Genomic DNA, 17151 nt, shown 5'->3' on the forward strand with positions numbered 1-17151 from the left:
CCGTGAAGCTGACCCGCCAGCGATTATCGGTGATGCGGGTGGAATCAAACCCGATGGCCCGCCCGACCGGCCCAAGTGCGGGTCCGTATGTTGTCTGTGCCGGCGCGCAGGCGGCAAGAAGGGACAGGCTGAGGGTGAGAACGGCGATGGGGCGGTACATGGCATACCTCGCATGGGCGTTGCGGCGTGTTGGCCGGGTGCAGCTTAACCGGCTTACGCGTCGACGTCCCGCAGGGTTGCGTTCAGGCGCCCGAACCGGCTGGCGCATCGCGATAGCCGAGTTGCCCGATCAGCCACCCTGCGAGATAGCCGGCAGCAAAGCCGGCCGGGAGCGTCACCAGCAGGGCAATGGCCGCATCATACTCGAAATCTTCAAGGAACAGACGCCCGTTATAGAAGAACAGGATGGCGAAGAGCAGGCCGGTCAGTCCCATCACCAGCCCCATGCCCACAGGACTGCGCCATTTGGCAAAATGGGCAATCGCCCATGCTGCCAGCATGAGCGGCGAGCCAAAGGCATAACAGACGAAAACGGCGATGATCACGCCGAAGATCGACATGGCGAGCCCGGTCTGCAACGCCTCTATTATGGTGAATTCGGCCGCGAGCTGAAGGGCGAGACCGAGGCAGACGAGCATGCCCCCCACCATGCCGGCCACCAGCGGCGCCAGCGCCATCGCCAGGACAAGCTGCAAGGGAACGGGCTGGCGCATGGGCTATCGTCCTGCCCGTTCCAGGCTGGAAAAAACGAGGCCGCCAACGGCTCCGGACGCAGCCCCGATCAGCGGCAGGGCCAGGCTGATCAGGCTCTGCATCAGGGGCAGTTCTCCCAGCGGAATGCCGCCGGTCAGTTCCAGCTCCAGCCCCGAACCATAGATGCGGTAGAGATAGGCCATCATGGCAATGAGGCCCGCCACGCCGCCCGCCAGCAGGGCTGTAAACCCGCCCCACAGGCGCACGCCCTTCAACACCAGCCAGAGTGGCAGGAAGATCAGGAAGGCTGCCGGGTAGGCAAACATCAGGCCGGAAATCCATACGCTCAGGCCCATCGAGGCATATTCGGCCAGCGGCACTTCGGCGGCGGCCGGGTCGGTCATCTGCAAATGGGCGATCAGGCCCAATACCGCCAGAAACGCGGCAAAGGCCGGAGCTATGATGATGGCGGCCAGCATGCCGCCCGGGTGTGCGCTGCCCCTCATGACTGCGCGTCCGGTTCATATCGGTGTGTCATGGCCGTTCCCCCATCCCCTTCAAGCCAGCTCTGCCTACACTCAAGCGCGCTGCTGGACATGGCGCAAGACCCATACCCGGCAGGCGCTCGCCAGACCGCCCTCATCACCGGCATGGACCCGGGCCTCGTCGATATCGGCGATGAGCCCCGCAAGCGAACGGCCTGAACGGGCGCTGGCCTCGTCCAGAACGGCCCAGAATTCCGGCTCCAGCGCCAGGCTGGTGCGGTGTCCGGCAAGGGACAGGGATCGTTTTACCTGTGTCATCGCTTGAAGAAGATCACCGCTGCTCCGGCCGCAATCAATGCAAATCCGATGAGATGGCGGATTGTGACCGGTTCTTTCAGGTAAATCGCGGCAAAGCCGACAAAGACGGTGAGCGTGATGACCTCCTGAATCGTCTTCAGTTCAGCCGCCGAATAGACGCTGTGGCCCAGCCGGTTTGCCGGAACCGCCATGGTGTATTCGACGAGGGCGATCAGCCAGCTGACGAAGATGACGGCAAGGAGGGGCGCGCTCTTGAAGCGCAAATGGCCGTACCAGGCGAGGGTCATGAACAGGTTGGAGCCGATCAGCAAAAGGACCGGCAGAACGTGAGGCCAGGAGATGGTGGGCATGGGGCGGCTCGCATATGACCGGCACACCTGCAGCCGGAATGCGCACTTGCGCACCGGGCTGACGCCCTGTCCATAGGCAAAAAAAGAGCCGGAAGGCGCATGGCGCTCTTTCCGGCTCAGTCTTGCATATCCGTTCGGGGAGGAGACGGAATGCGAATAAACGGGGGAAACCGTTCGCTGCGGGATATGAGGCCAACGCCCCGCCGCATCAAGACGTTCCAACGAATATCAGCTATGCAAAAATGCATTGTGACGGGATTGTAAAAGATACGCGACGCATGACGGCTGCGAAAATCGAAGCCTATTCAGCGCCTTCCGATTTCCAGGTCTTCGCGGCACCGACCAGGAATTCGCGGAATGCGGCAACTCGCCGCGACCCTTTGAGTTCATCGGGAAACACCACGAACACATCGAAGGTCGGCCCGGCAATGTCCGGCAGGATTCGCACCAGTCCAGGATTTTCCAGTGCGACATAGTCGGGCAGGCCGCAAATGCCAAAGCCGGCCTCGGTTGCCTTTGACATGGCATTGATCGTGTTGGCCTCGATGGTGGCCGCGCGCGAGGGCGCACCCGCTTCCCGGCCGATCGTCAGCTGCCAGTTCAGATTGGGAATGGGCGCGAGCTTTTTCGGGCCGTAGGCAATGAACTCATGGCCCTTGTCGAGATCGGCGAGGGTCTCCGGCGTGCCGTGGCTCGCCAGATAGTCCGGCGAGGCATAGAGGTGCTGTTCCACCTCCATCAGGCGGCGCTGTACCAGCTCGTTCTGGGTAGAGGGCCAGGGCCGGATGGCGATATCAGCCTCAAGACCCGCAAGGTCCAGCTCATGGTCGGCCAGCAACAACTTGATGCGGATCTTGGGATAAAGCGCCTGGAAGTGCTTCAGGCGCGGGATCAGCCATATCGAGCCCAGCGCCGTCGGCGCGGTGACGCGCAAGGCGCCGGTGGGCTTGTCGCGGCTGTCCTGCACGCGCGCTTCGGCCACCGCGACGCGGTTGGCAATCTCTCCGGCGGCTTCAAACAGCAGGCGGCCCGGCTCGGTCAGGAGAAGCCCGCGCGCATGACGGTGGAAGAGCTTGATGTCGAGCTCCGCCTCCAGCGCCGAAATCTGGCGGCTGACCGCCGATTGCGACAGGCCGAGAATGTCCGACGCGCCGGTCAGGGACCCGGCATCGGCAGCGGCGTGAAAGGTTTTCAGCTTGTCCCAATCCATGGCGCGAACGTTAGAGCGCTTCGCGGTGCCCGTCAGGTGCGAATTGTCATTCCGTCTGCCAGGGAGTTGCGAAAAGCCGCCCAGGCCGGGATGAAGCCGAGCACCGCCGAGGTGCCGGTGACGATACCGACCAGCACAAGATCGTAGAGACCCGGCAGGGTTTCACCCAGATGGATGCCGTAGCGCTGCTCGAGGATGGGCGCGCCCAGCGTCAGTGCGGCATAGGTCAGCCCGGTGCCCAGAACAGCCCCGGCAAAGGCCAGAAGCGCGCTTTCGCTCACCAGAAGTGCAAACACATGGCGTGGCCGCGCGCCCATGGCGCGCAGGATCGCCATTTCGCGGCGCCGTTCATTCAGGCTGGTCAGTATGGCCGTCAGAATGCAGATCAGGCCCATCATCACCACAAAGGCCGCGACAGCGGCCAGCGTGCGTTCGGCAACGCCAACCACGCCCCAGAGCTGTGACAGCGCAACACCGGGTATGATCGCCTGCAAGGGCTCGACCCGGTAGGTGTTGATCTGGCGTTGCAGGCGCAAGGCGGCAACGGGCGTCTCCAGACCCATCAGGAAGGCGGTGATCTGGTCCGGCGACAGGTCCATCTCGCGCAGCTCGTCCATGGAGAGGCTGGTGCCGCCCCCGGTCGGTCCTTCCAGATGGATGGCCTCGATGGCTTCAAGGCTGACAAAGACGGAACGGTCAACCGGCGTACCCGTGGGGGCAAGAATGCCCACCACCGTGAACGGGTTGTTGTCGTGTTCGACAAAGGCGACCCGGCCCGTGCCATGGGCGACGACAATCTGGTCGCCTTCCTGATAGCCCAGTTCGCGCGCGACGCTGGCCCCGATCACCGTGTCGAAAAGGTCATCGAGCGGGCGGCCGTCAGCAAAGCTCAGCGCGCGCCGGCCTGCATAGCGGTAATGCTCGAAATAGCGGTTGTCGGTGCCGATCACCCGGAAGCCGGCATGGGAATCGCCCAGCGAGATCGGAACGGTCCACGCAACGCCGGGCGCATTGGCCACCTGCTGATAGGTTTCCCAGGTGATGTTGTTGGTCGCATCGCCGATATGGAAGATCGCATAGAGCAGCAGGTTTACCGGGCTGGAGCGGGCACCCACGATCAGGTCGGTGCCGGAAATCGTGTTCTCGAAGCTCGCGCGGGCACCGTGGCGCACCTTCTCGACGCCCAGAAACAGCGTCATCGCGATGGCGACGGTGAGGATCGTCAGGAGCGCGGTGGCGCGCCGGTTCGCAATGGAGCGCCAGGCGAGCGACAGGATCGGAAAGCGGCTCATGCGCGAACCCCCGCCAGATTGATCTGCGACAGGTCGATGGCGCGGTCAAAGCGCGACGCCAGCGACCCGTCATGGCTGACGAAGAGCAATGCCGCACCGCTCGCGGAACATTCCTCGATGAGGAGCGACAGGAAGGCATCGCGCGAATCGGCGTCGAGCGCGGAGGTCGGCTCGTCGGCGAGGACCAGACCTGGACGCCCGATCAGCGCCCGCGCGGCGGCGACGCGCTGCTGCTGACCCACCGACAGGGCAGTCGGCGGGCTGGACCAGTATCGTTCAGGATCAAGCTGCAGACGGCCCATCAGGCGGCGGGCTTCGGCTTCGGCGCCGCCCGCTTCCCGGCAGGCTGCGTTGCGCTGTGCAGAAAAGCGCGCGGGCAGCATCACGTTCGCTCCCGCCGGCAGGTAGGGCAGAAGATTGAACATCTGGAAGATGACGCCCAGCCGTTCGGCCCGCAGCGCGTCACGCCTTGCTCCGGGAAACTCGGACATGGGCTGGCCCAGTACGCTTATCGAACCGGCGGTAGGCGCCATGATGCCGGCGATGAGGCCGAGCAGCGTCGACTTGCCCGAGCCGCTAGCGCCTTTCAGGAAGACTTTTTCGCCCGCAGCGACGTCAAAGGCTTCGATGTCGAGAACGATGGGGGCCTTGCGCGCATAGGCAAAGCGCGCGCCTCTCACGGAAATGGCAGCAGGACGGTTCGTCATGTCTCTGTGATGGCGTTCCGGCAGGCGAAGTCAAGCCTGCCGGAACATTATAACATCCGGGCGGCTAGCGCTGCGAGCCGTCTTCCACCGGGCTGCCGTCCGGATTGACGCGTTCGACCGCGCGTTCATCGGTGCGCTCGCCGTCCACATTGGTCGGAATGTCACGCACCGTGACCGAGCCCAGGCGGCCCTGACGCAGGAATTCCAGGCGCCGTTCGGTGACCACGCGCACGAACTGCACGCTGTGGGCGGGCAGGCCGGAGCAGGGCGAGGACTGGGCGTTGGCGCCGCCATCGTTCGAGCCTGCAGAGGAGTAGAGGAGGGCGGTGGAGTCCGGACGGCAGCGCGGCTGACCATTGGTGATGTCCGCGATGGAATTGTCATAGCTGAGGAATTGCGGGGGCATCTCGCGCTGGTCGACATCCAGCGTGCCGTAGTCGGCATAGGCTTCGAGGTGATAGCGCAAATCCATCGGCCATTCCGGGAACAGCGTCTCGCGCCATTCGGAATAGACCGGGGAAACCTCATAGCCGCGCTCGGACAGCTCCACACCGCGCAGCGCGTTGATGAACTCGCCCGCATTGGCGGCAAGCTGTGACCAGACACGGTCGCCGGTAAAGGCGCGGCCCATGATGCTCGGCCCGCCCACAGCGCCGGAGAAGAAGCCATAGATGACGAGCGGGTTGTTCCAGCGCTGGCCAACAATCTCGAAGCGGATCTGGTTCAGGCTGAGCTGACGACCGCCGACATTGATGATCTGTGCATCATGGAGGGGTTGGCGGTCAGGGCCGACGCGCACCGTGTTGATGCGCGAGACCGGGTATTCGCGTGCGAGTTGTTCAATGACGACGATGTTGTGCAGGTTCAGCCAGTAGGCGAGCTGCTCGGTATCGGGCAGGGCATCGAAATCGATCTGCGAGGGCAGTTGCTCCAGCTCCTCGCGATAAGCGGAAATCTGCTGGACATGGTCTTCCGTCAGCGCGTGATAGACGACCCGGTTGCCTTCATAGCGATAGCGCGAGGAGCTGGCCGGGTTGATGCGCGTGCCGGTGCGGATCGCACGGCCGCGAGCGGGCATGCGGTTGGAGCGGCCGGCTTCGAAGACGATACCGCCGAGGATGTCGTCAAAGGCCGCGTAGTCGATGCCCGACACGCGCATGGGCTGCTGCTGGACGGCAACAATTGCGGTCTCGGCCCGGTTGGCGGCTTGTGCCGTGCCGGATTGTGCAAGGCCGGCGGCGAGGGCAGCCACGGCGATAAGTGTCAGCGAAGAGTGTGCAGGCATGATGGCTCCCCCCAAGGGCATTGATGATGTGCGGTGCATATAGGGCGATACACTGCCGCACCATTACGCCATCGTGAAATCGCTGTAATTCGCAGTGCAGCAGACCAGAGCAGACGGTGTCCGCCGATCTCGCGGTCAGGCCGCGTCTGACTTGGCAGCCTTGCCTGCGCTGGCAGCGTGGTGCTCCATCTCGGCCAGCCAGCGTTCGGCTTCCAGAGCGGCCATGCAGCCCATGCCGGCTGCCGTGATCGCTTGCCGGTAGACATCGTCCGTCACGTCGCCAGCGGCAAACACGCCGGGGATGGAGGTGGCGGTGGAGTCCGGCTTGGTGACGAGATAGCCGCCTTCCTTGGTCTCGATCTGGCCTTCAAAGAGCGAAGTTGCGGGGGCATGGCCGATGGCGACGAAAACGCCGTCGGTTGCCAGCTTGCTGGTCTCGCCGGTCTTCACATTCTTCAGGCTGACACCGGTAACGCCCGGCACCTCGCCCTCTGCCAGAATGTCTTCCACGACGCTGTCCCAGATGACGTCGACCTTTTCGTTATCGAACAGGCGGGCCTGGGCGATCTTCTCTGCGCGCAGCGTGTCGCGGCGGTGAACGAGGGTCACCTTGCGGGCAAAGCGGGTGAGGAAGAGGGCTTCCTCGACAGCTGTATTGCCGCCGCCGACCACCACGACATCCTTGCCGCGATAGAAGAAGCCGTCGCAGGTTGCGCAGGCCGAAACGCCAAAGCCCTGCAATTGCTGCTCGCTGTCCAGCCCCATCCATTTGGCACTGGCGCCGGTCGCGATGATGACGCTGTCGGCGGTGTAGACCGTGCCGCTATCGCCCTTCAGCGTGAAGGGACGTTTGGAGAGGTTGGCCTCGACGATGATGTCGGCAATGATCTCGGCCCCGACATTCTCGGCTTGAGCCTTCATCTGCTCCATCAGCCAGGGGCCTTCGATAACGCTGGCAAAGCCCGGATAATTCTCGACCTCATGGGTGATGGTGAGCTGGCCGCCCGGTTGAAGCCCGGCAATCACCAGCGGCTCCAGCATGGCGCGCGCTGCATAGATGGCGGCGGTATAGCCGGCCGACCCCGAACCGATGATGACGACTTTGGAATGGCGGGTCTGGCTCATGGCAGGCATTGTCCTTCTGGGCAGTCACGATAAAGGCAGGTTCGCACAAGGCGGCGATCTGGTTACTGGCCGGATTCGGGCGCAGGTGTCTCACCGAGCAGCCGTGAGAGGTATTCCTGGTTCCACTCGCGGTCCGGGTCGATCAGGTGAAGCTGGTCGCGCGTGATGTTGCCGGCGCGGATCTGGCTGGCGGCATAGACATGGCTGGCGCGTGTGCCGCTGGCACAGTTGATTACGACCGGCCCGTCGGCTTCGGCCAGGATACGCGCGACCGTGTCGGCGGCGTCGCTACCGGTCATCCGGCCCACCGGCACACTGGCGTACATCATGCCATTGCTCATCACAGTCTCAGCATAATCAAAACCCAGTGCCTCGTTCTCAGGCTCGGTCAGCAGGTTGATGACCAGCGTGCGTCCCTCGCCAGACCAGCTTTGCGCCGACTGGCGGTCAGGGCGGGCTTCAAGGCGCACCTCGCTCATGGCAGGCGCCTGGGCAAGGGCGATGCTGGAGGGCAGCGTGGCAGCGGATAGGGCCAAAAAGGCGGCGGCGGCGAGCGGACGGATCATTTCAAAAGCTCCAGTCTGGAGGCAGACGGCAAACTGCCGTCAGATGTCGCCTCTGTGGTCGAGGATTTCAAGGACGGCCTGCGCTGCCCTCCCGGTTTCGTGAAGAGGATCATAGCTCCACCGGTCAAGGCGTCCGAGGAAGGGGCGCACCGCGCCATGGGCCTCCAGCGCGCTGTAGAGATGGGCGAACTTGCCGGGCTTGCCCTCCAGCGCCAGCCGGTAGACCGGCGTACCGGTGGCGGCGGCCTCAGTCAGCATGTTGGTGGAGTCTTCCGTTACGAAGATCCAGTCAGCACCTGCCAGAAAGGCAAAATACGGGTTCGGCCCGTCGCCAGTATGCAGCCAGGCGCCCGCATCATCGCCAAACTGCTGGCCAAGCGCCTCGACAAAGGCCTCCGGCGTGCGGCGCGATGTGGTGATCATCAGGCCAATACCTTCGGCCCGGAACCGGCACAGGCGCTCCATCAGGTCCGCTGCCACGGCGGGGGTCAGGCGGTGATGGCGTGAATCGCCGCCTATCAGCACGGCTGCGCGAGGGGAGGGCAGGGCCGCTATCTGGCCGGCAAAGGCGCGTTCCGCCTCGCCAAGGCGCTCTTGCGTGATCCGGTTGGGAGAGCCTGTGATCGCAAAGGCATTCCCGCCGCGCATGCGGTCGTGCTCTGGCGGGATGATCAGATCAAAGCGGTGGTGGGCAAAGCCCGGATCCTGCACATACACAAAGACCGCGCGTTCATACGCGCGGCGATGTTCGCCAGCGGCGCGCACTGCCGCCATGCCGCATCCGATCCACAGGTCCGGCGCGATGGGTCCGGCATCGGGCAGGGCGCCTGTGCGCGGCACCTGCACGGGCAGGATTCGCAGCGGGGTCAGGCGCGCCACTGCCTCGGCAAGTCCCAGCGCCTGGTTCTCCATGCCCCGGCGACCGTCCGTGACGACGAAACAGGCACGCTCAGGCTGGTGGCGGGGATCGGTCATGGCATCAGTTAGCCCGTGCGCGGTGCGCCCGCCAAGGGGCATGGCGTGCAGGAAGTGTCTTGATGGATGTCAAAGGTGTGCTACAGATGTAGCGAACTTGAGGAACATGTCATGGATAGTCCAAACCCCAGCCCCAGCGAACTTGAGCTGCTCAAATGCCTGTGGCGCGACGGCGTCGCCAGTGCGCGTGAGCTGCATGACCGCGTCGGTGCGGCGCGGGGCTGGTCGTATTCGACCACCCGCACCGTGCTTCAACGCATGGTGGACAAGGGGCTGGCAGAAAAGCGCGACTCCCATGGCCTCGCCGTCTTTGCCGCCAGCGCCGACAAGCTGGACCTGATCGCGCGCATGGTGCGCGATTTTGCCCGCCGCGTGATGGAAGTGGACGGCGCCCTGCCGGTCTCGGCGTTTTCGGGAAGCGCGCTTCTGGACGAGGCCGAGCTTGAGGAGCTGGAGCGCTTTCTGGAAGCGGAAGAAAAGGGCGGGCGCGCGTCATGATGCCCGATATGTCCGCGCTGCTGACGGGGCTCGTGCTCAGCATCCCGGTTGCCGGGATGGCGCTGCTTGCCGCGCGTCTCCTTCACGGCAGCGCCGGGGCTCATCCGGACCGCGTGTGGGGCGTGGCGCTTCTTGTGGCGCTGGCGCCCGTGCCGCTGGCGCTTTTCGCGCCTTTGCTGGCCGATGCCTCTCCGGTCGCCTTCACCTTGCCGGAGCTGGGTGAGACGGCAGGGATTGGTGGCGGTGAAGGCCTCCCGCCGGTGGCAGGCGAACCGGCCCTGCGCATCGGCATGGTGCCGCTATTGCTGGCGCTGTGGCTCACAGGCGTTGCCTTGAGAGCGGGGCGGGAGCTGACGGCATCAGCGCGCCTTGCGCGTCTCGTTCACCGGCTTTCGCCAGCCGGCACTCACCTGACTGCTCTGGTCGGCGAACGCGCGGCGATTGCCGGTCTAACGGGACGGATAGAGGTGCGTGTGTCGCCTGACCACAGTGCGCCCTTCCTGACCGGGCTGTTGCGGCCGCTTCTGGTCGTTCCGGCCGGGTTTGGCCAGCGGGCAGGCGACACCGCGATCATTGATCACGAACTTGTCCACGCCCGGCGCGCAGACCCGCGCCTGAATGCTGTTGTGCGCGCCCTTGGTGCGCTGGTCTGGTTCAATCCGTTCTGGTTTGCGCTGGAGCGTGGCCGCCGGCTGGCGGTGGAAATGGCCTGTGATGGCGCGGTTGTGCGCCGTCTGGAACCTGGCAGGGCGCGTCTCTACGCCCGGGCTCTGCTGGATGCGGTGAAGGCGGATTCGGGGCCGTCCATCACCGTTGGTTTTGGCGTGGATTACAAGAAGGCTCTCAAGATGAGATTGTCCCATATCCTCAACCCGTCCCCGAAAACCGATGCACTGCGCCTGCTAGGCGGAGCGGCTTGCGCGTTGGCGCTTCTGGCAGGCCTTGGCAGTGCCCAGGCGGCGCTCGCCGCCGGTGTGCGCAATGACGCGCCTGTCTTTACCCATTCGGTGCTGGAGGGCCGTGTCAGTTCCATATACGGCCCGCGCTCGCTGGACCTGCCGGTTCCGCCCTTCCATGGCGGTCTGGATATTGCCGCGCCGCTGGGTTCCTCGATCCGCGCGCCCGCAGGCGGGCAGGTTGCCTTCGCCGGAGACAATTACCGCCAGCTCGCCAACTGGGGCCATGTCGTCGTCATCGACCATGGCGGCGGCTGGGCGACGCTATACGCCCATCTGGGCGACATTCATGTCAGCGTCGGTGACCGTGTCAGTGCGGGCGAGATCATTGCCGAAGTGGGCATGACAGGGCTTTCCACCGGTCCGCACCTCCATGTCGAAATGCTCGAAAACGGCGAGCGGCGTGACCCGGCAGCGTTTCTGCCCGGACTGGCTTCCTACGTGCGCGTTCAGGACTGACCCCGAACAGTTCTGGGCAGGTCAGGGCGAGACCTTCAACGCCTTGCCCTGACATGCAGAAAGCCGGCGGATCACTCCGCCGGCTTTCGTTATCGCAACATCTGACCTATCGAAAATTCCTTCGGATACGATCGGAAGAGTAGATAAACTCTTTTTTAAACTGCGACTTAATAGAGAGATCAAATGGACAGATCTCTTTATGCGCGGCTTCTCGTCAACCGGAACCCCAATGTCTGGTATGTGGCGGTCGGTGGCGATGTCACCATCGACAAATCCGTCAGAAATCTGCAAAGCCTCGAACGGCGCATCGTGGACGAGCGCCTTGCCAGTCTGATTATCGACTACCGCGCCGCGACGTTGAAATTGCTGCCGCCAGAGTTTGTTGAGCTGGCCAAACGGTTTCGGCTCTTCGTGCCAGCTCACTTCCAGATTGCCTATCTGGCCAGCCAGCGTAATGGCCGCGAAGCAATCTTCATGGCGACCTCCTTGCGCAATTTCGAGGTCAATGCCCGGGCTTTCACCGACTGGACGGCGCTGACGCGTTGGCTGGGATGTCCTGATGCGATGGACCCGCTTCCCAGAAAAACGGTGGAAATCTAGCGGCAGGCGTAGGACCTGACATGCAGAAAGCCGGCGGATCACTCCGCCGGCTTTCGTCATTTCACTCGAGGCAAAGAGGCCATACGGCCTATTTCCACTCGACTTTCAAAATCTCGTAGGACTTCAGGCCGCCCGGTGCATTCACCTCGACGACATCGCCCACTTCCTTGTTGATCAGCGAGCGGGCAATAGGCGAAGACACGGAAATCTTGCCCGATTTCACGTCCGCCTCGTCATCACCGACGATCTTGTAGGTGGCTTCCGCCTCGGTATCCTCGTCAACGATGGTGACGGTGGCGCCGAATTTCACCTGATCGCCGGACATGCGCGAGACATCAATTATCTGCGCGCGCGCAAGCTTGTCCTCAAGCTCGACGACCCGGCCTTCAATCCAGCTTTGGCGTTCCTTGGCCGCGTGATATTCCGCGTTCTCTGACAGATCGCCATGGTCGCGCGCTTCGGAGATCGCCTGGATCACCGCCGGGCGTTCGACCGATTTGAGATGCTTCAATTCGTCGTCGAGGGCCCGGTGACCCTCGGCGGTCATAGGGATTTTTTGCATGGGGTAAGGACTCGTTTCTTTTTACGCCTGCGAGCGTAAGACCCAAATGATCCCGCTATCAAGCGCTCTTTGCGTCCCGTCTGGACGTCCTAGTAACGATAGGATTGCAAGGCGCGCGGTTCAAGCTCCCCTGCATCGATGGCCGCGATCGCCTTTACGGCAGCCCGGCTGGCCGATGCGGTGGTGTAGCACGGGATTTTCAGCTCCAGCGCCGTGCGGCGGATGGAATAGCTGTCAATCTGGCTCTGGCGTCCCTCGGTCGTGTTGAAGATCAGCTGGACCTCGCCATTCTTGATCGCGTCCACGATGTGGGGACGGCCTTCAAACACCTTGTTGATGCGGGTGACGGTCACGCCCGCATCCTCCAGCGTCTTCGCCGTGCCGCCGGTTGCCAGCAGCGAGAAGCCGAGCGCCGTCAGTTGACGGCAGGACTCGATCATTTGCGGCTTGTCGGACTCCTTGAGCGATACAAAGACCGCGCCCGAACGCGGCAGGCGTACACCTGCGCCAAGCTGGGCCTTGGCAAAGGCTGCCTCGAAGCGCCTGTCAATGCCCATGACCTCGCCGGTGGAGCGCATTTCCGGGCCGAGCACGGGGTCAACGCCGGGGAAGCGGGCAAACGGCATCACCGCTTCCTTCACCGCGACATGTTCAGGCGTGTCGTTCCACATCTTGAAGCCGGAAAGCTTTTCGCCCGCCATCACCTTGGCGGCGATACCGGCAACCGGCGCGCCAATGGCCTTGGCCACGAAGGGAACGGTGCGGCTGGCGCGCGGATTGACTTCAAGGACGAAGATCTCGCCGTCCTTGACCGCGTACTGCACGTTCATCAGGCCCTTCACGCCGATAGCCTTGGCGAGCGCAACCGTTTCGGCGCGCAGCTCGGCGATCGTTTCGGCGGGAAGCGAATAGGGCGGGATGGAGCAGGCGCTGTCGCCGGAGTGAACACCGGCTTCCTCGATATGCTCCATGACGCCGGCAATGCGCACTTCCTCGCCGTCGCATACCGCGTCGACATCGACCTCGGAGGCGTCGGTGAGGTAGCGGTCCAGCAATAGCGGGCTGTCACCGGAGACGTGTACGGCGGCGCGGATATACCGCTCCAGGCTCTCCTGATCGCGCACGATCTCCATGGCCCGTCCACCCAGCACGAAGGAAGGGCGCAGGACCAGCGGGAAACCGAGGGCCTTGGCTTTTTCCAGCGCCTCTTCTTCCGAGCGCACGATGGCGTTCGGCGGCTGGCGCAGGCCCAGCGTGTCCAGCAGCGCCTTGAAGCGTTCGCGGTCTTCGGCCAGATCGATCGCATCCGGGCTGGTGCCCAGGATCGGAATGCCCGCCTTCTCAAGCGCGCTGGCGAGCTTGAGCGGGGTCTGACCGCCATATTGCACCACGACACCCAGAAGCGTGCCATTGGCGCGCTCGGTCTCGATCAGCTCCAGTACGTCCTCGTCTGTCAGAGGCTCGAAATAGAGCCGGTCGGCGGTGTCATAGTCGGTGGAGACCGTTTCCGGGTTGCAGTTCACCATGATCGACTCGATGCCGAGGTCTGCGAACGCAAAGGCGGCGTGGCAGCAGCAATAGTCGAACTCGATGCCCTGGCCGATCCGGTTCGGGCCGCCGCCCAGAATGATCGCCTTCTTCGCATCGGTCGGCTGGCTTTCGCACGGGCCGCTCTCGTAGGTGGAATACATGTAGGCGGTGGGCGTGGCGAACTCGGCCGCGCAGGTGTCCACCCGCTTGAAGACCGGGCGTACATTGAGGGCGCGGCGCGCCTCGCGCACCTTCGCCTCGGTCGATTTTGTCAGCTGGGCAAGGCGCTTGTCGGAAAAGCCCATGGCCTTGAGGCGGCGGAAGCCTTTCGCGTCGGCGGGCAGGCCCAGCGTCGCAATGTCTTCCTCGGCGTGAACGATTTCCTCGATCTGGCGCAGGAACCACGGCTCGTAGGCGCAGGCCGCTTCGATCTCCTCCACGCTCAGGCCTTCGCGCAGGGCCTGCGCGATGACACGCAGACGGTCCGGCGTCGGGCGGGCAAGCGCGGCGAGGATCGCCTGACGGCGCCCTTCGGGACCATCGGCCGATTCAAAGCCCTCAATCTCGATCTCGTCAAAGCCGCAAAGCCCGGTCTCCAGGCTGCGCAGGGCTTTCTGCATGCTCTCCTGGAAGGTGCGGCCCATGGCCATCGCCTCGCCGACGGATTTCATCGAGGTGGAGAGCAGGTTCTGGGCGCCCGGATATTTCTCGAAGGCAAAGCGCGGGATCTTGGTGACGACATAGTCGATCGTCGGCTCGAAGCTCGCCGGCGTTGCGCCGCCGGTGATGTCGTTGTCGATCTCGTCGAGCGTGTAGCCAATGGCGAGCTTCGCCGCGACCTTGGCAATGGGGAAGCCGGTTGCCTTCGAGGCCAGCGCCGAGGAGCGCGAGACGCGCGGGTTCATCTCGATGACGACCATGCGGCCGGTCTTCGGATCAACGGCAAACTGAACGTTCGAGCCGCCCGTTTCCACGCCGATCTCGCGCAGGACCGCAATCGAGGCGGTGCGCATACGCTGGTATTCCTTGTCGGTCAGCGTCAGGGCAGGGGCCACCGTGATGGAATCGCCCGTGTGCACGCCCATCGGATCAATGTTCTCGATGGAGCACACGATGATGCAGTTGTCCGCGCGGTCGCGGACGACTTCCATCTCGAACTCTTTCCAGCCGAGCACGCTTTCTTCCACCAGCACCTCGGTGACGGGAGAGGCAGCAAGGCCGGTGCCGACGATCTCGCGGTATTCCTCGACATTGTAGGCAATGCCGCCGCCTGTGCCGCCCAGCGTGAAGGACGGGCGGATAACGGCCGGCAGGCCCAGCTCGTCCAGAACAGCTTCGGCTTCGGCCAGCGTGTGGACGACACGCGATTTCGGGCTTTCAAGGCCGATCTTGTCCATCGCATCGCGAAAGCGCTGACGGTTTTCCGCCTTGTCGATGACATCGGCCTTGGCGCCGATCATCTCCACGCCGAAAAGCTCCAGCACGCCGCGGCGCTCCAGCTCGAGGGCGCAGTTGAGCGCGGTCTGCCCGCCCATGGTAGGCAAAAGCGCGTCGGGGCGTTCCTTCTCGATGACCTTGGCCACCATTTCCGGCGTGATCGGCTCCACATAGGTGGCGTCGGCGAGACCTGGATCGGTCATGATCGTCGCCGGGTTGGAGTTCACGAGGATGACCCGGAACCCCTCTTCTTTCAGCGCCTTGACCGCCTGCACACCCGAATAGTCGAACTCGCAGGCCTGGCCGATCACGATGGGGCCGGCACCGATGATGAGGATGGACTGGATGTCGGTGCGTCTGGGCATGGAGGCGTATCCCGTATGTTGCGCGCGCATCCGCGCTGCCGGTCTTGTGGGGCAAGTCCGGGCGCGGATCGAGTCTGATTACATGCTAGAAGCGGGTGTTAGCGCCAAATTGCCCCCATGGCGAGGGGGTAGGTGTCACCCGAGTGACAAATCCCGCCAGAGCTGGGGCTGCAGGCTTTCGTCACGCCGCCGCACGCGCTCGGAAATCATCCAGAAGGCCCGCTCGTGCAGCAGGGGCACATTGCACTGATGGTCTAGGAATACTGCCTCTGCCTCGCGGTGCACCGTCATGCGTTCGATGCGCGAGACACGGGCGCGGGCCTCTTCCATCAATTGGGCAAACCGTTCCCGGCCCGGCCCTGTCCAGCCGGTATCGTCCGCAAACCCGCCCGGTGCGAACGGCTCCAGCATGAAGTCCGGATCGGATTTGAGGCCGCGGTTGAAATAGCCGACGGTCATGTCGAACTCGCCCGCCGCAACGGCCTGATTGATGTCGTGCGGGTAGGAGGAGAGGATCTCGATCTCGAACCCGGCATTGCGCAGATCGTCGGCGATGGCGATGGCGAGGCGCTCACGGCTGCCCGACGAGACCCGCAGGACGAGGCGCAGCGGATTGTCCTGCCCGTATCCGGCCTCGTCCAGCAGCGCGCGCGCAGCCTCCCGGTCCGGGCCGGGGGCGGTCTGCCCGCCTTCTTCCAGGGCCTGCGCCGTGATGACGTGGATGGTGGGCGTTGCCTCGCCGCTGAAGAAGTTCTCGGCGAGGAATTGCCGGTCCACCGCCAGCGACAGGGCACGGCGCACGCGCACATCATCAAGGCCGGGGCGCCGGTGATTGAGCTTCAGATAGGTCAGGATCGGCGCATCGAACCCGTGCAGGCGGTCGCCAATCTCCCGCCGCAGAAAGCCGATCTGTTCCGGCGGCGGGCGGTCTGCCAGATCGAGATCGCCGGACCGGAAGAGCCGGGCGCGCGTCGCCTCGTCCTCGACGACATCAACGCGGATATCCTCGATGGCGACACTGCCAGCCGCGTGAAAGCGCGGATTTCTGGCCAGCCGGTAGGTCAGCGCGCTGGCATCGCGCAAGGTGTACGGGCCTGAACTGACCCAGTTTTCCGGCCTGACCCAGCGGTCGCCGCGCGCCTCGATCACATGGCGGGGCAGGGGATAGAATTCGCGCATCAGCACCGGGAAGGCGCCAATCGGCGTTTCCAGCTCGAACTCTATCGTGCGCGCATCGGTGGCCGTGACCCCGATCTCGCTGGCGGGTGCCCGCCCGGCAAGGGCATCGCGCGCGCCGCGCACGGCAAAGAAATCGCCCAGATTGGCAAAGCCGGTGCGCGGATCGACGGCGCGCTGCGCGGTCCACACCACATCGTCGGCGGTGAGCGGCATGCCGTCAGACCATTGCAGGCCATCTGCAAGGCGGAAGCGCCAATGGCGTCCGTCATCGGAACGCCAGCTTTGCGCCAGCCCCGGTGCCAGCCCGCCAGACGGGCTGTACTCGGTCAGCGGCGCGTGCAGCTGCTTGTAGAGCAGGGCCGAGGACGCAAACTGGCCTTTGAGCGGATCGAGGCTGTCCGGCTCGGTGTCGATGGCCACGCGCAGCAGATTGCCGTCATCACTGCCGCGCGGCGCGCAGGCGCTGATGGCCAGGGCACCGGCAGCACCGCCCAGCACGGTCCGCCGGGTAAGGGGAGCGTTGAGTCGTTTCACCATGACGCCAGTCTTGCGGGGCCAG

At 64.2% G+C, this 17151-nt stretch carries 17 protein-coding genes; 3 read left to right on the top strand and 14 right to left on the bottom strand.

Annotated elements, in window-relative coordinates:
- Nucleotides 1-242 precede the first annotated feature (242 nt).
- The 11 genes from ACTS2Z_RS11090 to ACTS2Z_RS11140 all read right to left on the bottom strand — a co-directional run bounded on the left by ACTS2Z_RS11090 (nucleotide 243) and on the right by ACTS2Z_RS11140 (nucleotide 9006).
- The gene (locus tag ACTS2Z_RS11090) at nucleotides 243-713 is read right to left on the bottom strand and encodes a hypothetical protein (protein WP_442573272.1); all 471 of its coding nucleotides are present in this window, start codon (nucleotides 711-713) and stop codon (nucleotides 243-245) included.
- Between the two features lie 3 nt (nucleotides 714-716).
- Nucleotides 717-1199, bottom strand: coding sequence for a hypothetical protein (locus ACTS2Z_RS11095; protein ID WP_442573273.1), 483 nt, complete (start codon nucleotides 1197-1199; stop codon nucleotides 717-719).
- Nucleotides 1200-1271: 72 nt separating this feature from the next.
- A complete protein-coding gene (locus ACTS2Z_RS11100) occupies nucleotides 1272-1496 on the bottom strand; it encodes a ribbon-helix-helix domain-containing protein (protein ID WP_442573274.1) in 225 nt (74 codons plus the stop codon).
- Entirely contained in the window at nucleotides 1493-1846 is a 354-nt protein-coding gene (locus ACTS2Z_RS11105; protein WP_442573275.1) for a DMT family protein, read from the bottom strand. Before ACTS2Z_RS11105 ends, ACTS2Z_RS11100 begins: the two co-directional genes overlap by 4 nt.
- 301 nt (nucleotides 1847-2147) lie before the next feature.
- Nucleotides 2148-3056, bottom strand: coding sequence for a LysR family transcriptional regulator (locus ACTS2Z_RS11110; protein ID WP_442573276.1), 909 nt, complete (start codon nucleotides 3054-3056; stop codon nucleotides 2148-2150).
- A gap of 32 nt (nucleotides 3057-3088) precedes the next feature.
- Complete coding sequence (locus ACTS2Z_RS11115) at nucleotides 3089-4348, bottom strand: ABC transporter permease (protein ID WP_442573277.1); 1260 nt, start codon at nucleotides 4346-4348, stop codon at nucleotides 3089-3091.
- The gene (locus tag ACTS2Z_RS11120) at nucleotides 4345-5055 is read right to left on the bottom strand and encodes an ABC transporter ATP-binding protein (protein ID WP_442573278.1); all 711 of its coding nucleotides are present in this window, start codon (nucleotides 5053-5055) and stop codon (nucleotides 4345-4347) included. Before ACTS2Z_RS11120 ends, ACTS2Z_RS11115 begins: the two co-directional genes overlap by 4 nt.
- 64 nt (nucleotides 5056-5119) lie before the next feature.
- On the bottom strand, nucleotides 5120-6340 hold the full coding sequence (locus ACTS2Z_RS11125; protein ID WP_442573279.1) for a DUF547 domain-containing protein: 1221 nt from the start codon (nucleotides 6338-6340) through the stop codon (nucleotides 5120-5122).
- 135 nt (nucleotides 6341-6475) lie between these two features.
- Nucleotides 6476-7465 (bottom strand): thioredoxin-disulfide reductase, encoded by a 990-nt coding sequence (gene trxB, locus ACTS2Z_RS11130; RefSeq protein WP_442573280.1) that lies wholly within the window; start codon nucleotides 7463-7465, stop codon nucleotides 6476-6478.
- 62 nt (nucleotides 7466-7527) lie between these two features.
- Complete coding sequence (locus tag ACTS2Z_RS11135) at nucleotides 7528-8031, bottom strand: beta-lactamase hydrolase domain-containing protein (RefSeq protein ID WP_442573281.1); 504 nt, start codon at nucleotides 8029-8031, stop codon at nucleotides 7528-7530.
- A 39-nt stretch (nucleotides 8032-8070) separates the two neighbouring features.
- Nucleotides 8071-9006 carry a mitochondrial fission ELM1 family protein gene (locus ACTS2Z_RS11140; RefSeq protein WP_442573282.1) on the bottom strand — a complete coding sequence of 312 codons (936 nt, stop codon included), beginning with the start codon at nucleotides 9004-9006 and terminating at the stop codon, nucleotides 8071-8073.
- Between the two features lie 111 nt (nucleotides 9007-9117).
- On the opposite strand from ACTS2Z_RS11140, the gene ACTS2Z_RS11145 reads away from it, so the two are divergent.
- The 3 genes from ACTS2Z_RS11145 to ACTS2Z_RS11155 all read left to right on the top strand — a co-directional run bounded on the left by ACTS2Z_RS11145 (nucleotide 9118) and on the right by ACTS2Z_RS11155 (nucleotide 11519).
- The gene (locus ACTS2Z_RS11145) at nucleotides 9118-9504 is read left to right on the top strand and encodes a BlaI/MecI/CopY family transcriptional regulator (protein ID WP_442573283.1); all 387 of its coding nucleotides are present in this window, start codon (nucleotides 9118-9120) and stop codon (nucleotides 9502-9504) included.
- On the top strand, nucleotides 9501-10919 hold the full coding sequence (locus tag ACTS2Z_RS11150; RefSeq protein WP_442573284.1) for a M23/M56 family metallopeptidase: 1419 nt from the start codon (nucleotides 9501-9503) through the stop codon (nucleotides 10917-10919). Before ACTS2Z_RS11145 ends, ACTS2Z_RS11150 begins: the two co-directional genes overlap by 4 nt.
- A gap of 183 nt (nucleotides 10920-11102) precedes the next feature.
- Nucleotides 11103-11519 carry a hypothetical protein gene (locus tag ACTS2Z_RS11155; protein ID WP_442573285.1) on the top strand — a complete coding sequence of 139 codons (417 nt, stop codon included), beginning with the start codon at nucleotides 11103-11105 and terminating at the stop codon, nucleotides 11517-11519.
- An 88-nt stretch (nucleotides 11520-11607) separates the two neighbouring features.
- On the opposite strand, the gene greA is transcribed toward ACTS2Z_RS11155, so the two are convergent.
- From greA to ACTS2Z_RS11170, 3 genes are all read right to left on the bottom strand, one after another.
- Complete coding sequence (greA, locus tag ACTS2Z_RS11160; protein WP_442573286.1) at nucleotides 11608-12081, bottom strand: transcription elongation factor GreA; 474 nt, start codon at nucleotides 12079-12081, stop codon at nucleotides 11608-11610.
- 89 nt (nucleotides 12082-12170) lie between these two features.
- The gene (gene carB, locus ACTS2Z_RS11165; RefSeq protein ID WP_442573287.1) at nucleotides 12171-15413 is read right to left on the bottom strand and encodes a carbamoyl-phosphate synthase large subunit; all 3243 of its coding nucleotides are present in this window, start codon (nucleotides 15411-15413) and stop codon (nucleotides 12171-12173) included.
- Between the two features lie 135 nt (nucleotides 15414-15548).
- Nucleotides 15549-17151: peptide ABC transporter substrate-binding protein (locus ACTS2Z_RS11170; protein ID WP_442573288.1), on the bottom strand; the 1603-nt coding region annotated here is incomplete at its 5' end.

Origin of the sequence: Glycocaulis sp., from assembly GCF_052168375.1 — a bacterium.
Classification (GTDB): Bacteria; Pseudomonadota; Alphaproteobacteria; order Caulobacterales; family Maricaulaceae; genus Glycocaulis.

What these genes read in the sequence shown, in the direction of transcription:
- ACTS2Z_RS11150 (WP_442573284.1), top strand. Translation starts at nt 9,501, where the DNA reads ATGATGCCCGATATGTCCGCGCTGCTGACGGGGCTCGTGCTCAGCATC.
- ACTS2Z_RS11140 (WP_442573282.1), bottom strand. Translation starts at nt 9,006, where the DNA reads ATGACCGATCCCCGCCACCAGCCTGAGCGTGCCTGTTTCGTCGTCACG.
- ACTS2Z_RS11095 (WP_442573273.1), bottom strand. Translation starts at nt 1,199, where the DNA reads ATGAGGGGCAGCGCACACCCGGGCGGCATGCTGGCCGCCATCATCATA.
- ACTS2Z_RS11155 (WP_442573285.1), top strand. Translation starts at nt 11,103, where the DNA reads ATGGACAGATCTCTTTATGCGCGGCTTCTCGTCAACCGGAACCCCAAT.
- ACTS2Z_RS11115 (WP_442573277.1), bottom strand. Translation starts at nt 4,348, where the DNA reads ATGAGCCGCTTTCCGATCCTGTCGCTCGCCTGGCGCTCCATTGCGAAC.
- ACTS2Z_RS11090 (WP_442573272.1), bottom strand. Translation starts at nt 713, where the DNA reads ATGCGCCAGCCCGTTCCCTTGCAGCTTGTCCTGGCGATGGCGCTGGCG.
- ACTS2Z_RS11120 (WP_442573278.1), bottom strand. Translation starts at nt 5,055, where the DNA reads ATGACGAACCGTCCTGCTGCCATTTCCGTGAGAGGCGCGCGCTTTGCC.
- greA (WP_442573286.1), bottom strand. Translation starts at nt 12,081, where the DNA reads ATGCAAAAAATCCCTATGACCGCCGAGGGTCACCGGGCCCTCGACGAC.
- ACTS2Z_RS11135 (WP_442573281.1), bottom strand. Translation starts at nt 8,031, where the DNA reads ATGATCCGTCCGCTCGCCGCCGCCGCCTTTTTGGCCCTATCCGCTGCC.
- ACTS2Z_RS11110 (WP_442573276.1), bottom strand. Translation starts at nt 3,056, where the DNA reads ATGGATTGGGACAAGCTGAAAACCTTTCACGCCGCTGCCGATGCCGGG.
- carB (WP_442573287.1), bottom strand. Translation starts at nt 15,413, where the DNA reads ATGCCCAGACGCACCGACATCCAGTCCATCCTCATCATCGGTGCCGGC.
- ACTS2Z_RS11125 (WP_442573279.1), bottom strand. Translation starts at nt 6,340, where the DNA reads ATGCCTGCACACTCTTCGCTGACACTTATCGCCGTGGCTGCCCTCGCC.
- trxB (WP_442573280.1), bottom strand. Translation starts at nt 7,465, where the DNA reads ATGAGCCAGACCCGCCATTCCAAAGTCGTCATCATCGGTTCGGGGTCG.
- ACTS2Z_RS11145 (WP_442573283.1), top strand. Translation starts at nt 9,118, where the DNA reads ATGGATAGTCCAAACCCCAGCCCCAGCGAACTTGAGCTGCTCAAATGC.
- ACTS2Z_RS11105 (WP_442573275.1), bottom strand. Translation starts at nt 1,846, where the DNA reads ATGCCCACCATCTCCTGGCCTCACGTTCTGCCGGTCCTTTTGCTGATC.
- ACTS2Z_RS11100 (WP_442573274.1), bottom strand. Translation starts at nt 1,496, where the DNA reads ATGACACAGGTAAAACGATCCCTGTCCCTTGCCGGACACCGCACCAGC.